The organism is Desulfosarcina sp. BuS5 (assembly GCF_028752835.1).
In the GTDB taxonomy this organism is placed as follows: domain Bacteria; phylum Desulfobacterota; class Desulfobacteria; order Desulfobacterales; family BuS5; genus BuS5.
The window spans coordinates 632,000-645,786 of record NZ_CP087952.1 but is presented as its reverse complement, the minus strand read 5'-3'; the positions used below and the strand labels follow the sequence as shown (position 1 = coordinate 645,786).

The 13,787-nt window shown below is 41.4% G+C and carries 12 protein-coding genes and 1 tRNA gene; 9 read left to right on the top strand and 4 right to left on the bottom strand.

The window, feature by feature from the left end; translation table 11 throughout:
• Positions 1-22: 22 nt before the first annotated feature.
• The 3 genes from BuS5_RS03070 to BuS5_RS03060 all read right to left on the bottom strand — a co-directional run bounded on the left by BuS5_RS03070 (position 23) and on the right by BuS5_RS03060 (position 4,549).
• Positions 23-1,504 carry a B12-binding domain-containing radical SAM protein gene (locus BuS5_RS03070; protein WP_051374957.1) on the bottom strand — a complete coding sequence of 494 codons (1,482 nt, stop codon included), beginning with the start codon at positions 1,502-1,504 and terminating at the stop codon, positions 23-25.
• Between the two features lie 159 nt (positions 1,505-1,663).
• Positions 1,664-2,989, bottom strand: coding sequence for a B12-binding domain-containing radical SAM protein (locus BuS5_RS03065; RefSeq protein ID WP_027354446.1), 1,326 nt, complete (start codon positions 2,987-2,989; stop codon positions 1,664-1,666).
• 3 nt (positions 2,990-2,992) lie between these two features.
• A complete protein-coding gene (locus tag BuS5_RS03060; RefSeq protein WP_027354447.1) occupies positions 2,993-4,549 on the bottom strand; it encodes a DUF2284 domain-containing protein in 1,557 nt (518 codons plus the stop codon).
• A gap of 88 nt (positions 4,550-4,637) precedes the next feature.
• On the opposite strand from BuS5_RS03060, the gene BuS5_RS03055 reads away from it, so the two are divergent.
• Positions 4,638-4,711: transfer RNA gene (locus BuS5_RS03055), tRNA-Gln, on the top strand.
• 96 nt (positions 4,712-4,807) lie between these two features.
• On the opposite strand, the gene BuS5_RS03050 is transcribed toward BuS5_RS03055, so the two are convergent.
• Positions 4,808-6,004 (bottom strand): THUMP domain-containing class I SAM-dependent RNA methyltransferase, encoded by a 1,197-nt coding sequence (locus BuS5_RS03050; RefSeq protein ID WP_027354448.1) that lies wholly within the window; start codon positions 6,002-6,004, stop codon positions 4,808-4,810.
• A gap of 502 nt (positions 6,005-6,506) precedes the next feature.
• On the opposite strand from BuS5_RS03050, the gene BuS5_RS03045 reads away from it, so the two are divergent.
• The 8 genes from BuS5_RS03045 (at position 6,507) to BuS5_RS03010 (ending at position 13,656) form a co-directional block, all read left to right on the top strand.
• Positions 6,507-6,770, top strand: coding sequence for a hypothetical protein (locus tag BuS5_RS03045; protein ID WP_051374959.1), 264 nt, complete (start codon positions 6,507-6,509; stop codon positions 6,768-6,770).
• A 160-nt stretch (positions 6,771-6,930) separates the two neighbouring features.
• Positions 6,931-9,624, top strand: coding sequence for a DNA polymerase I (gene polA, locus BuS5_RS03040; RefSeq protein WP_027354450.1), 2,694 nt, complete (start codon positions 6,931-6,933; stop codon positions 9,622-9,624).
• Between the two features lies 1 nt (position 9,625).
• A complete protein-coding gene (locus BuS5_RS03035) occupies positions 9,626-10,543 on the top strand; it encodes a ChaN family lipoprotein (protein ID WP_027354451.1) in 918 nt (305 codons plus the stop codon).
• A gap of 291 nt (positions 10,544-10,834) precedes the next feature.
• A complete protein-coding gene (locus BuS5_RS03030) occupies positions 10,835-11,356 on the top strand; it encodes a GspH/FimT family pseudopilin (RefSeq protein WP_027354452.1) in 522 nt (173 codons plus the stop codon).
• A gap of 17 nt (positions 11,357-11,373) precedes the next feature.
• Positions 11,374-12,225 (top strand): PilW family protein, encoded by an 852-nt coding sequence (locus BuS5_RS03025; RefSeq protein ID WP_027354453.1) that lies wholly within the window; start codon positions 11,374-11,376, stop codon positions 12,223-12,225.
• A complete protein-coding gene (locus BuS5_RS03020; RefSeq protein ID WP_051374962.1) occupies positions 12,222-12,698 on the top strand; it encodes a type IV pilus modification PilV family protein in 477 nt (158 codons plus the stop codon). The genes BuS5_RS03025 and BuS5_RS03020 overlap by 4 nt, the downstream gene beginning before the upstream one ends.
• 42 nt (positions 12,699-12,740) lie before the next feature.
• Positions 12,741-13,313: a pilus assembly PilX family protein gene (locus BuS5_RS03015; RefSeq protein ID WP_027354454.1), complete on the top strand. Its 573-nt coding sequence runs from the start codon at positions 12,741-12,743 to the stop codon at positions 13,311-13,313.
• A 19-nt stretch (positions 13,314-13,332) separates the two neighbouring features.
• Positions 13,333-13,656 carry a hypothetical protein gene (locus BuS5_RS03010; RefSeq protein ID WP_027354455.1) on the top strand — a complete coding sequence of 108 codons (324 nt, stop codon included), beginning with the start codon at positions 13,333-13,335 and terminating at the stop codon, positions 13,654-13,656.
• Positions 13,657-13,787 lie beyond the last annotated feature (131 nt).

The following is a 13,787-nucleotide window of genomic DNA, read 5'->3' as shown; positions in this document are numbered from 1 at the left end:
ACAATTATTTTATACAGGTATTCTATACAAGCATAACTTTAATCTCTTTTTTCAGATCGGATGTCACGTTTGGAATAGGAGGCAGACTTTTTAAATTTTTAGCATCCTTAAGCATTTCTCCAAATAGATCCACAATAAAATCATTAAGTTCACGTTTTTTCGTTTCATTATGCCTGCCCCAGTAAACAGGTGATGTTTTTTTCGATATTCCTTTAAGGGTATATCGGCATATATCTATAATAACATCTCTCAACCATTCAACCCTTTTGCTGCGGTAAATTATATTACCCTCAAAACCGATAGCCCCTTGTTTTACAAGCCGCCCTTTATTTTCAAAAAATTGATACCCCGGGGTCCCCATTAATACAATCTGATAATGGGATAAAAGGTTTAAGGTTCTGTCAAGTCTATCCAGAAGAATGTTGCTCTTCAAAAATACAAAATTCCTTTCAATATCTTCAATCGTGCTATCCGGTACAAACATAAGAAATCCCACTTCAGGTTCCAGTCCTGAAGCACGACAAAGTTCTATAGCATTTTCGGAAATTTCCCTTGAACTATGCTTGCCCAGGCCATCTAAAATATCGGCGGAACCGCTTTCTATACCCATTAGGAGGCTGTTTAATCCTGATGACACCATGCAAATCATAATCGAGCTATCAAAATCATTCGGCCGGGTCTCAATTCCATAAGTGATACCCAATTTCCCGATATGTTCCGCAAGTTCAAAAACCCGCTGCCTGCCCTTTGTTCCCGGACCTATAAAATTGGGATCGATAAAATAAAAATCCCTGCTCCCCTTATCATACAAAGAATAGATTTCATTAATGATGTTTTCAGGGGTCCGCCCCCTCCACAAAGGGCCGTTGTTATAAAATGAGGGCACCGGGCAGAAACTGCAATAATTATAACATCCCCTGCTGGCCAGAATGCTGATAGTCTCACCGGGCTCAACATTTCTTGCAGGAAAGGGAAATGAATCCGGATTTTTTTCAGGCCTCCTGGGGCCGTTAAATATAATCCCCTTGCCTGTTCTATATGCCAGACCGGAAATATCCTTCCATGATTTTCCGTACCGCAGCCGGTCAGCCAGCTCTATCAGGATATTTTCAGGTTCTCCGGCAGCTATGGAATCAACAGCTTGTGAATGCATCAGGATTACATTCCATGCCAATGTAGGGAAAAAACCGAACAGATTTATATGCCCCACATAACCTTCAGCGCGCAGATCCGCGAGAAAATTAAAAAATTGATCCGTATGTTCCCAGGAATAGACGGCATTAATAAAAAGCAGGTCCGGTGAAAGCCTGATAATTTCCTCTTTTGTCTTCAGGAAACACCATCCACTTTTCTGAGCATCAGTAATTTGGACACCATGGCCTGCTTTTATCAAACCTGATGCAACATAACCTGCCAGCAGACATGACCAGAGAGGGGCGTTGGCGATATCATTAAATCTGGTTTCCGATAATGTTCTGGGATGTTCAAGAATAAGTATTGTCATAGTTTATTACTTTATTTGGTTTATCACGGATTAGTCTGGTAATCCATGATGAACAGCTATTAGCATTTAGCCTTTAGCTGTTAGCTGCTAAACGCTAATACCTGATGACATAAGTTTAATTAGTATGTCCTCAATAAATAGAATCACCACAATAATCCGCTATGATCCCTTTATTTCAAGTCTGGAAAAAATACCGGCCGAGTGGCACAATGCTTCCAGTTCATGAAGCAGATACGACCTTTCCGGAGGATTAAAATAAACAGGATATAGCAGGTCAATATCAGCAGCAAGCATTCCGCTTCTGATAATCTTTTCGGTTAAAGGGGCTCCGGGATATAATCTTACATTATTAAAAATCACCGCTCCCAGGTTCGCCATATGCCCGTGGATATCGAGGAGCCTGTCAAGCATTTCGACCGACTCATCGGCATGCTCATCAGTTTCTCCAGGAAGATTTATTAAAAAATGGCACATGGTCAGGATACCATTTTTTGCCGTTATTTTTGCAGCCCTGATAATATCATCCTTGGTCATCTTCTTGTTTAATATTTTCAGGCCATGATCCGTCAAAGCATCACCCGAAAAATATATGGCCGTCAGTCCGGCTTCAACTGCAAGATCAACTATCCTTTCTGTGATATTCTCTTCCCGAAAAAAGCCTGTCCATCCGACTTGCAGTTTCCTGTTAATTATCTCCATACAGATCGCTTCAAAATGGTCGGAAGGCCGGTTTACAACGGGATCGGTAAAATGGAATAGATTTGCTGAATATTCTTTGTTTAAATACTCCATTTCATCTACGATTTTTTTTGGAGATCTCAGCCGGGTCTTTTTTCCCCCGAGAGATGGATAAACACAATAGCCGCATTGTAAATCACAACCTCTTTTACCCTCGATGCCTATGGCCGCCACATATTGATTCGCTTTTAGATAATAATTAATATCAAAAGCTTTGGTATCCATATCCGGCAGGCAATCCATGGATATAAGCGGACCGGCAGGATTATATCCAATAAGGTTCCGGTCCCTCCAAATCACTCCCGGAATTTTTTTAAAATTAGACGGATCTGATATTAATTTCGGAAATGAAGATTCACCTTCACCTACTATTCCCAGATCTATTTCAGGGATAGCATCCATTAATCTCTTCCCGAATAATGAAAAAGCCGGCCCGCCGGCCAACAACCAGGCTTTAGACACAAGCCTATGTACCATTTTTGCAGAGGTTTTTAAAGAAGAGAGATAAGATGCCTGATGACCGGCCAAGGGATCTATGTTTCTGAATGAAAGAGAGACAATATCCGGCTGGACATTTAAAAGAACCTCTTTTAATTCCGGCCATGGATCAGGATAGATATTCATATCAAGAGCCCATTTTGCATGCTCTTTCGGAATTAAGGACGAAAGTCTGGAAAGACCAAGGGGATATACTTTTTCCCCGGCACCCATATGAGAACTCGGGACTTGAACAAGTAAAATACGCATTTTTTACTCCAAAAGCAAGAGGCCGATATATTTTACATACTGGTTTTTGTTTGCAACAGGCTTAAGACTTATACCGGCATTTTTTGCTGTTGAATAAACATCTATCCCTGATCCTTCCATGGAAGGACGAGCTTTTTCAGGATATTTGCAGATACCGTCTTCAGGGCATTTGCTGCAAACCGGGCAATGTCCTGCTCCGAATACAAGCGCCTTATGGTATCCGGCCAGAAAAGCTTTTTTTTCCATCAGGAGCAGCCTTTTATGAAACTCCCTGCCAGGGGGAGAGCCTTCAAGAAGAAGCGAGCATTTGTATGATTTCAGTAAATCCTGTGTTTCTTTACTCTTCATGCCATATGGCGGGCACTGAAGGTTTTTTCCGTAAAGAGCGCAGCCGAACCGGCATTTTTTTCTAACCCAGTCCCCTGTTACTATTTTTTCAACAGGAAGAAGAACAGCTTTAGTAAAACCGGCTCTTACAGCTTTATATATCCACTCTTCATAGCCGGTCTCCAAATTAAAGCCGATATCCTTTCGGCTTGCAATAACAACCGAAGAATCCGTGCCAAGATCCTGAATAGCTACACGGCTTATCCCGGATTTTTTCAGCCATTCCGATATCATGGAAGCATCATGGCAAGCTCCGTTATATGTATTCAGCATCATGCTAAGGTCATACAGCACGCCTTTATGAGGAGAACGCCCCGCCCTGTCCGGAAAATAATCGTGTATAACAAGCAGGCCATCCGGCAGCAGCAGATCAACCGCCTTTAACAGCAGATCATGAGCGTCATCACTGTCATAAGCATGTAAAAAATTATTCATAAGTATCATTCCGAATTTTTGTCCGGAATCAAACCTGTAATTACGGAAGTCCCCCTCAATTGTTTTGATTCGCTCCCACGAAGATTCATCAGGATATATCCTTTTTGCGGCCTGGATGACTTCAGGGATCTCAAAGAGCAAAGCTTCTCCGCGTTGCCTGGTTTTTATAACAGCCCGGCTCACAGCGCCTGCTCCCCCGCCTATGTCGAGAATAGGCGTCTCCCACCCGATTTCTTCCAGCAGTTCAATGATTTCCAAGGCTTTCTGCTTTGCAAGGATATCCATTGCCCGGACATATTTGAAGGTCTTTTTTTCATAATTATCATCCTGCGCGGCAACATGGGGCGCCTGCCTGCTTTTTAATGCAACCTGATCAACAATAGCCTCCCACCTGGGCTTCATATAAGAGCGATATAAAAAAAAATCACCCATATATCCGCTCTTCCCCGGCACCAGGTAGATTCCCGCAGACTGGCTGTTGCAAAATTTGCCGTCCCGATAATAAACAAGGTTGAGACTTTCCAAGACGTTAAGAAGACGCTTCAGCCTTTTTTTTCTGCACCCGGCAGCTTCAGCAAGAGATTCTATGGTTGCGGCCCCTTGATCCAGAAACATGAAAAGCTTCAGTTCTATAGATGCAAACAAAACTTCAGAATACCAGTATGCTGTGGAAAGATCCTCTAAATACTGGAAATCCAAATGTGCCGGATCGGCTTTTTGAAAAAACAGATTACTCATAATGCGTAATTTTTAGTTTATAATTGCATACGTCGAAGTTTTTTATCTTGACTCTAAACCTTTTTTATATAATAAACAGAAAAAATTTTGGGAGATCGTCCAGCGGCAGGACTACGGACTCTGACTCCGTCAACCCAGGTTCGAATCCTGGTCTCCCAGCCAATAAAATTGCCGATAAAAATATGAAAGGGCTGCTTTTTGTAGAAAAAGCAGCCCTTTTTTTGTGGCCGCTCTCAATTATCATTTTCTCCGGATTCCTTAACTCACCTTTCCGGTAAGTAAAATCATATCGAGACCACCGTGGCAAAATTGATGAGATGAACTGTTGGATAAAACATTATCAGTAACGGAATTCCTTGGAACAACAAGCGCATATTTCCATCCCGCATAACTTGTTAAAAGTTTATTGATAATATTTCCAAGCAATTTTATACTTTCATTTTTATTGCCCAGACGCAGACCATAGGGAGGATTTATCGCGACAGTACCGGCATGCTTAAAGATGTGGGAAGGTGAAAACCTGAAAAAATCTTTATTCTCAACTCTCACTATGGAGGATAATTTATGTAATTTTAAAGTATCATCCAACCTGCGGCAATGGCGGTCATCTATATCTGAAGCAAAAACGCAGAATTCGTTTAAAAGCAAAATTTTTTTTTCTGCTTCACGTTTTATATAAGCCCACTGTTCAGTTTTAAAACATGGCCACCCCATAAAAGCGAACTCCCTGAACCAGCCGGCCGGGATATTTGACGACAACATCGCCCCTTCAATCGAAAAAGTTCCGGAACCACACAAAGGATCAATCAAAGGTTTTCCGGCCTCATATCCTGCAAGCATCAAAGCCGCGGATGCTATTGTTTCACGAATCGGCGCCCTGGTTTTATATTTCTTAACTCCCCTTTTATGGAGAAGTTCTCCGCTGCTGTCCAGGGATATAATAACATTATCATCTTGAATTCTGACAAAAAGATGCTGTTGTAAATAATCAATGTTCCCGGCTTGACAGCCAGGCACATTATTAAACCTGTTTGTTATGCCTTTTCTGAAGCATTCCGCAACCGCTGTTTTATGATACAGCCTGGAGTGTATCGAAGTGACACTTATTTCAGGCTGACTATTATTTCCGTTTGTGTATGGGATAAAAAGTTCCCAGGGAAAGTTTGTAAGTTTTTTTTCCAGTATCCTGAAATTGGTTGCTTTCAGCTTCCCTATGCGCATGATGATCCTGTTGGCGGTGCGGAGAAACAGGTTTGCCTTGTAACAATCCTGCAAACGACCTTTAAACTCAACCCCACCATTCACCATGTTTATCTCTTTAATAGAGCCATGAATATTAAATAACTCCTTAAAGCAGACACTTTTAAACCCGGGAGTTGTTGCGGCAAAAAAAAGATGTTCTCTTGCAGCAACGTGTCTTTTTATCCTTTTTTCAAGAGGTGATTGTCGGTCCATTTTTTTATTAACAGGAAATCATCCAATTTTTAAATTCCAGTTCCAAAAAGTATAATCGATAAATATAATACAAATCGGGATACAAACGCAAGCGCCGATTCTGAGAAGTAGAGACGCAAAATTTTGCGTCTCTACCACTTCCTGTTTAGCCTGGTCTTTTCGGCTTGAGAAATGACGAATAGAATGATAAGTTTATATCCAGGGATGAAAAAATTGCGAACTGTAAGGGTAGCAGTTAGCATTAAAAATGCATTTATTAGCCACAGACGCACACAAACATTTTGAGCTGTCGATATGCGATAGTCCGATCAAAAGGTCGTTCCTAATATATTCATTGATTAGTCCACCAAAAAATATGGTGTTTTGTCCGTGTCTGTTTGTGCGGGTCGAGCGAGCATGGTGAGCGGGTGGCTAATTATTTTTATGCATAGGGTCCTGAAATCATTATAACCGCACAGGTTGAAATATTGCCGATGGGAATTTTTTATATGAAAAATAGCGAATGGAATCCGTCATAACCATAATTAATAACGAGCTTAAACAAATAGCCCGCCGTGTAAACTGGTTTGAGCCTCCGGGAAAAAAGATTCATGATGTCGATCGCTTTCTTGTGTACTTTATGCAATATTGTCTGGATATTGATATTCCGGTTATGCGCCGATATTTTACCGACCTGCAGTTCCGGCATGCTTTTAATAATCGACCGCCTGGCATTCTTGACAAGCGCTCTGCCGCTTATTGGAATTTAATTCTGCCTGATATATAGATGTTTACATAAATAATTTCACTGCGTTATCGGTCGTCGTGGTGGGGGTTCAAGATTTTGAACCCCTACCACCTCTGGCCTTGTGAAATTGTTTATCTGAAAATCTATAGAATAAGCGATAAAAAACATACATTATGAATATTAAACGGATATATATTTTATGAATAGCGACAAAACCATTTACCTGATAGACGGAAGTGCGTATATCTATCGCGCATATCATGCGGTAAGGGGGCTTTCCAATTCCAGGGGTTTGCCTACTAATGCAACTTTTGGTTTTACCAGGATGCTGATAAAACTGATAAAAGAGCGTACGCCGGAATATATTGTTATTTTTTTTGATGTCAAGGGGCCTACCTTCAGGCATAAAATCTATGAGGATTACAAGGCCAATCGGCCTCCAATGCCGGAAGACCTGGTTTTGCAGATTCCCTATATCAAAGATATCACAAGGGGCTTTAATATTCCGGTTATGGAACTGGAAGGGTTCGAGGCGGATGATCTTATCGGAACCGCCGCCCAAAAAGCCGAGAATAAGGGCTTTAAGGTAGTAATGGTGACAGGGGACAAAGACTTTGTCCAGCTTGTTACAGACAGGTCGATCATCTGGGATCCGATGAAGGAGAAAACAACGGATGCGGATACGGTGCGAAAAGAGTCCGGTCTTGAACCGTTGCAGATGATAGATGTAATGGGCCTTTCCGGGGATAAGGCGGACAATATCCCGGGTGTTCCGGGCATTGGACCCAAGACGGCTATTTCACTTATAAAAAATTTCGACAGTATGGAGGGATTATACGAACAGGTCGATACAATCACCAAAAAAAAACAGCATGAAAAACTTGTTAAATTTAAGGATCAAGCTTTTTTAAGCAAAGATCTTGTGACTATCGACCGAAACGTGCCTTTAAAATTTGTGCCCGAAGATTATAAATACAGATCTCCCTATAATGAAATCCTGGCTGAACTCTTTAAGGAACTCGAGTTCAGGAGATTGCAGCAGGACTTTCCCAAAAAAACCGATCTTTCCAATAAGAATTACCATGCAGTCTATACTGAAGATGAGCTCTTCCGTTTGAGAGAGCAACTGGAAGCGTCGGATATTTTCGCCCTGGATACGGAGACAACCTCAAAGGATGCCATGCATGCCGATCTTGTGGGGTTGTCATTTTCGATAAAACCGGATGAGGCTTATTATATACCATGCGGTCATAAGTACCCGGGCGCTCCGGAACAGCTCGACAAGGCATATGTTTTGGGGCAGTTGAAACAACTCCTGGAGAATCCCGAAATAAAAAAAATCGGTCAGAACATAAAATATGACTGGATTGTTCTTGCCCGTCATGGGGTCAATCTGGCAGGTGTGGTTTTCGATACCATGCTGGCATCCTATCTTCTTAATCCCTCAAAAAGAGCGCACAGTCTTGATCAGATAGCTCTCGATTTTCTTGATCACAAAACTATCTCCTATACGGATGTTATAAAAAACGTAAAAGATGCCAAAGATGGGGGTAAAAACGGATTTGCATCTGTTCCCCTGGAACAGGGAGTTCCATACGCCTGTGAAGACGCAGATATCACTCTTATGGCCTGTGAGGTGCTAGAAAAAGAGATTGAGCAGGCCGGCCTTAATAAACTTATGGACGAAGTGGAGATGCCCCTTGTTTCTGTTTTAAAAGATATGGAGATGCAGGGAATATGTATTGACACAGAGAGGCTGAAAAGCCTTTCAACCTTATTTACGGAACGGCTTACATTCCTGGAGCAGGATATCTTTTCGGCGGCCGGGGAAGAATTCAATATCAACTCCTCACAGCAGCTCGGCAGCATATTATTTGAAAAACTGAATCTGCCTGTTCAAAAAAAGACCAAAAAAAAAACCGCATATTCCACCGATGTGGATGTGCTGACAAAGCTGGCGCCAATGCATGAACTGCCTGAGCTTGTTTTAAAGTACAGAACCCTGGCAAAGCTCAAATCTACATATACGGATTCCCTGCTCGCCCTGATCAACCCTGAAACCGGCCGAGTACATACATCTTTCAACCAGACCGTCACCGCCACAGGCCGCCTTAGCAGTTCCAGACCGAATCTTCAGAATATCCCTGTTCGCGGAGATGAAGGCGTGGAAATACGGAAAGCATTTATTCCCAGGCCGGGGTGGATGCTTGTTGCTGCCGATTATTCCCAGATAGAATTAAGAATACTGGCGCATTACTCTGATGATAATATCCTGATAAAGGCTTTCCTGGATGAGGAAGATATTCACACCCGCACTGCTGCCGAGATATTCCAGGTTTTTCCTTCTTTTATTACGCCGGATTTGCGTCGGCAGGCCAAAACAATCAATTTTGGTATTGTTTACGGTATGAGCCCTTATGGTCTTTCCAAAGAACTGAATATAAGCCGCAAGATGGCAAAACAGTATATTGATAGTTATTTTGCAAGGTATAAAGGCGTTAAACGCTTTATAAACGAAACCATTGAAGCGGCGGGCAGAACAAAAACAACATCCACCCTCCTGGGCCGGGTCCGCCTGCTGCCGGATATTGACAGCCCGAAAAAGACACTGCGGGAGTATGCTGAACGTACCGCCATCAATACACCCATCCAGGGAACCGCCGCCGACTTGATCAAGATTGCCATGATAAATGTAAATCAGGCATTTAAAGATAAAGGCCTGAAAGCGGCCATGCTTTTGTCGGTGCATGATGAAATCCTTTTTGAAACCCCTCCGGAGGAATTGGACGCGTCCGAAGAACTTGTCAAGGAAATTATGGAGCATGTTATGGACCTTAAGGTGCCCTTGAAAGTAAATCTGGACGCAGGCAAAAACTGGGCCGAGGCGCATTAATATGAAAAACATTGAAAATCATCATGCGGCGCTCTGTTCTATGCTGCTATCTCTTTTTTTGTTGATCTGCCTGCCGGGCTGCGGAGCAAGAATGAAAAGACTGACAATCACGGATTTACCGGGAACTTTTAAAGCCGGTGAAATAATTTCAGCAAAAACAGGTGAAACTCTATCTTTTGAAGAGCTTATGTCGGATTTAAACAGGGTGCGGATAATCTATATAGGTGAAAGGCATAACGACCCTGTGCATCACACTGTTCAACTTAAGCTGATCAAGGCTCTGTATAAAAAGCATCATAATATAGCCGTAGGCATGGAGGCTTTTGATCGTTCGTACCGGAAGATACTTGATCAATGGACTGCGGGTGGCATGGACGAACAATCTTTTATCGAAAAAACCCACTGGTATGCAAACTGGAGGTTCGATTTTAAACTCTATTCCGGTATTCTTCAGTTTTTAAAGGAAAAACATATAAAACTTGTTGGTATTAATATCCCCTTTCATATTCCTCCAAAGATAGCTGTCGGCGGAATAGAGAATCTATCTGATTTTGAAAAAAAATATCTTCCAAAAAAAATTGATACTTCAAACACAGCCCACAGGGAATATGTGAAAAAAATTTTCAGTCATCACCACATAAAGGGGATAGAAAATTTTGAGAATTTTTATGCGGCACAGTGCGTATGGGAAGATGCTATGGCCGAAACTGTGGCCGGCAGCCTGGAGGATGATATAATGGTTGTAATAGTGGGGAATGGACATATAAAGGAGAAATTCGGAGTGCCGAACAGGGCTTTTGAGCGTACCCGATTGAAGCATATCCAGGCGCCCTTCAGGACTATTTTTTTGGCGCCTGCGGGCAGCAAGGTAAAATTGACATTCGCTGATTATATCTGGGTAACAGGTAAGAAGAAATAAAAAGGGAGTATAGTTTAGAAAAAAAAGCCGGAAAACATTTAAATTATTTTATACCGCTATTAAATCTTTTAATAGTAAACTCTGAAAAATCTTTTATATTCTCCAATATTACCTTCAGATTTCATTGCCTTCCTGAAATATTTTCTATCATCTCTCCATAGCTTAAATCTTGTCGTTTCAACAAGTTAAATCATATCATATATTCATTCCCCTTTTCTACAATCTTGTGTTGCGCATCACCCGCCAAACCTGGCACATATCTTGTATGGATAGTGCCAGGAGGATAACAAAATGCGCAAAATTTTACAAAAAAATTCAGGTTTTACACTCATAGAGCTGATGATTGCTATCGGCATAATCAGCATACTTACTGCAATTGCCGTTCCGGCTGTTATAAACTGGCTGCCTAATTACAGGTTAAAGGCTGCTGCAAGGGATTTGTATTCGAATATGCAGAAGGCGAAGCTGGAAGCGGTTAAACGGAATTCCAACGCAACCATTACCTTTAACCTTCCTATAGGAGGGACTAATTATGACTGCGTGAACTATATCGACAGTGATAATGATTTAGAATATGACGCTGGGGAACAGATCCTGCTCAGATTAAATTTTGCCGATTATAAAAGTGTAAATCTAACAGGCAACACCTTTGCTAACAATGATAATGGCAGACCAAGCGTTGCCTTTAATTCCAGGGGTTTGCCAATTAATAATGCTGGCGGATTTGGAGCCGGAACTTTAACTTTAACAAATACAAACGGCAGAATATATACAGTAACCGTAAGTTCAGCAGGCAGCATAAAGATTAATTAAAATCTAAGGTACGGAAAATGAAAAAAAATAACTTGTTTAGTTGCAACGGCTTTACATTAATCGAACTATTGATTGCCATGGCCATAACCGGAATTGTTTCAGCGGCAATTTTTACAGCATTTCAGTCTCAGCAGAAAAGTTATATTATTCAGGATGATGTGACTGTTATGCAGCAAAATCTGAGGGCCGGAATGGATATGATGGTGCGGGAAATCAGGATGGCCGGGTATAACCCGCAAAACATCGGGGGGCTGGGGATATTAAATGTATGTCCCAGGGATATAAACAATAATATTGATATAACCATGACCGGTAATGGCGCTATACAGATTTCGACTGATTTTGATGATAATGGAGTCTTGGGTGGTAATGAGACTATTTCTTTTTCTATTTGCGATTCTCCTATTTTAACGCCCGATGGTAATCCGGATCTGGCCAGAAATAGTGGAGGAGGGCGACAAATGTTAGCTGAAAATATTGAAGCCCTCGGCTTTGCTTATGCTTATGACACTGATAGTGATGGTAACTTGGATACATCTCCTAATGGTAATGTTATCTGGGCGGTAGATTCAGATGGCGATAATGATCTTGATATTAATCTGGATACAGATGACGACGGCGATATCGATGCCGCTGATGGTCCCGGTGCTGGTAATAACGGAATTGTTAACGGCACTGCCATTGCTGATGTGGCGGTTAATGATATCCGGGCAGTTCGTATCTGGATGCTGGCCAGAGCTGATCGTAGAGATAATAAATACTTCAATACTCGTACTTATGTTGTTGGACATAAGGTGATAACTCCAAATGATAATTTCCGGCGTAGGCTTTTAACCACAACCGTAAAATGCAGGAACCTGGGACTATGAATAAAAAAATCAAAAAAAATCAAAGCGGTTTTACTCTGATAGAAGTATTAATAGGCATGACAGTATTCGCAATAGGGATACTTGGTGTTGCCGCCATGCAGCTTTCAGCTATTAAAGGAAATTCGTATTCCAGTCATTTGAGCGAAGCAAGCACGATTTCACAAGATAAAATAGAAGAGTTAATTTTGCTTAATTATGATGATCATGTTTTATTTGATGATGATGGTGATGATGATGATTATAATGATGGTAACGGAACAGGCGGCTTAGATCATACAAATGAACATGGTGGAACTCCCGATGAAACGAATCAATCCAAAGGTGTAACCGGTGTTCAATATACTACTTCTTGCAATATTGCCGTTAATCAGCCCATTCAAAACACCAAAACAATTAGGATAATTACCACCTGGACTGAAAAAGGGGCAACAAGAACAGTAACAATGGATTATATCAAATTTGATGAAATTTAATAAATCTACAAGAGATATTCATACAAAAACTGGAGATGGATTATGAAACAACTTAAACTATCTGTTTGTAATCAAAATGGATCGGTTTTATTAATTTCGGTTGTAATATTAATGCTGCTGACTCTACTTGGTATTTTTGCAACTACAACTTCCACCATTGAAATACAGATCGCAGGCAATGATAAATGGCACAAGATGGCTTTTTATAATGCTGACGGCGGAGTTGAAGCATCAAAAGAATTAATTGAGCAAAATATTGAACTAAGGGGGTTTCCATCTGTTACTCCACTACCATATGTCTTGGGAGGTGTTGGAATTTATTCGGTAGATTTTTTTATGAATCCAGATATTGATGCTAATATGCCATCAGATACTAACCGAAATGTGTCAATTCCTGCTAAGCCATCTTCGAGTGTTCCCCATACAAATATCCTGATTGGCGGTAATACTTCTTTATCTACCGGCAGTGCTTTGCAAATGATCGCCGGATATGAAGGTAAGGGCAAGGGAGCAGCAGGGGGAGGCGGACAGGTTGTGTATGATATTCGTTCCCGGCGCGAGGGTATAAACAATGCCAGAGCAACAATCATGGGGCGCTGGCGGCATGTTATGTAACTTTTTTTGGAGATTTAAAATGAAAAATAAATTACAAAATTTGTTAACCGGGGTATTATTTTTTCTCTGCCTTCTAAGTATTGCAAATTTTGCTCATGCGCGGACTGTATGGGTAAAGGGTGAAGTAACCCAAGGAGTCTGGCAGTCAACATATCGATATGTCATGGTGGATAATAAAAAATATACCTTTATGCCGGAAGCTGTATTGCACAAACGTTGCTATGATCATTCTGCAGAATCCTGGTATGAGGAAGAATGTTCTTTTAACAATGTGCTGACGGGACAAAAAACCATGATCCGGGTGCAGGGCCGCAGAATATACGAAATGATAATATTTGATTAGGATTCGCTCAACAATAAGTTGGCAATTTCAAGTGTTGAGGCGCCCGTCTGACAAGGCGCGAAAACGCAAGAATATCAGGATATTCCGAGCTTTCGCAACGCAGTCAGGCGGGATGCATCGGCGCTTAAAAT

Bases quoted from the DNA above. Each gene is read 5' to 3' on its own strand.
- polA (WP_027354450.1), top strand. From the start codon at position 6,931: ATGAATAGCGACAAAACCATTTACCTGATAGACGGAAGTGCGTATATC.
- BuS5_RS03020 (WP_051374962.1), top strand. From the start codon at position 12,222: ATGAATAAAAAAATCAAAAAAAATCAAAGCGGTTTTACTCTGATAGAA.
- BuS5_RS03015 (WP_027354454.1), top strand. From the start codon at position 12,741: ATGAAACAACTTAAACTATCTGTTTGTAATCAAAATGGATCGGTTTTA.
- BuS5_RS03030 (WP_027354452.1), top strand. From the start codon at position 10,835: ATGCGCAAAATTTTACAAAAAAATTCAGGTTTTACACTCATAGAGCTG.
- BuS5_RS03060 (WP_027354447.1), bottom strand. From the start codon at position 4,549: ATGAGTAATCTGTTTTTTCAAAAAGCCGATCCGGCACATTTGGATTTC.
- BuS5_RS03070 (WP_051374957.1), bottom strand. From the start codon at position 1,504: ATGACAATACTTATTCTTGAACATCCCAGAACATTATCGGAAACCAGA.
- BuS5_RS03010 (WP_027354455.1), top strand. From the start codon at position 13,333: ATGAAAAATAAATTACAAAATTTGTTAACCGGGGTATTATTTTTTCTC.
- BuS5_RS03065 (WP_027354446.1), bottom strand. From the start codon at position 2,989: ATGCGTATTTTACTTGTTCAAGTCCCGAGTTCTCATATGGGTGCCGGG.
- BuS5_RS03045 (WP_051374959.1), top strand. From the start codon at position 6,507: ATGGAATCCGTCATAACCATAATTAATAACGAGCTTAAACAAATAGCC.
- BuS5_RS03050 (WP_027354448.1), bottom strand. From the start codon at position 6,004: ATGGACCGACAATCACCTCTTGAAAAAAGGATAAAAAGACACGTTGCT.
- BuS5_RS03025 (WP_027354453.1), top strand. From the start codon at position 11,374: ATGAAAAAAAATAACTTGTTTAGTTGCAACGGCTTTACATTAATCGAA.
- BuS5_RS03035 (WP_027354451.1), top strand. From the start codon at position 9,626: ATGAAAAACATTGAAAATCATCATGCGGCGCTCTGTTCTATGCTGCTA.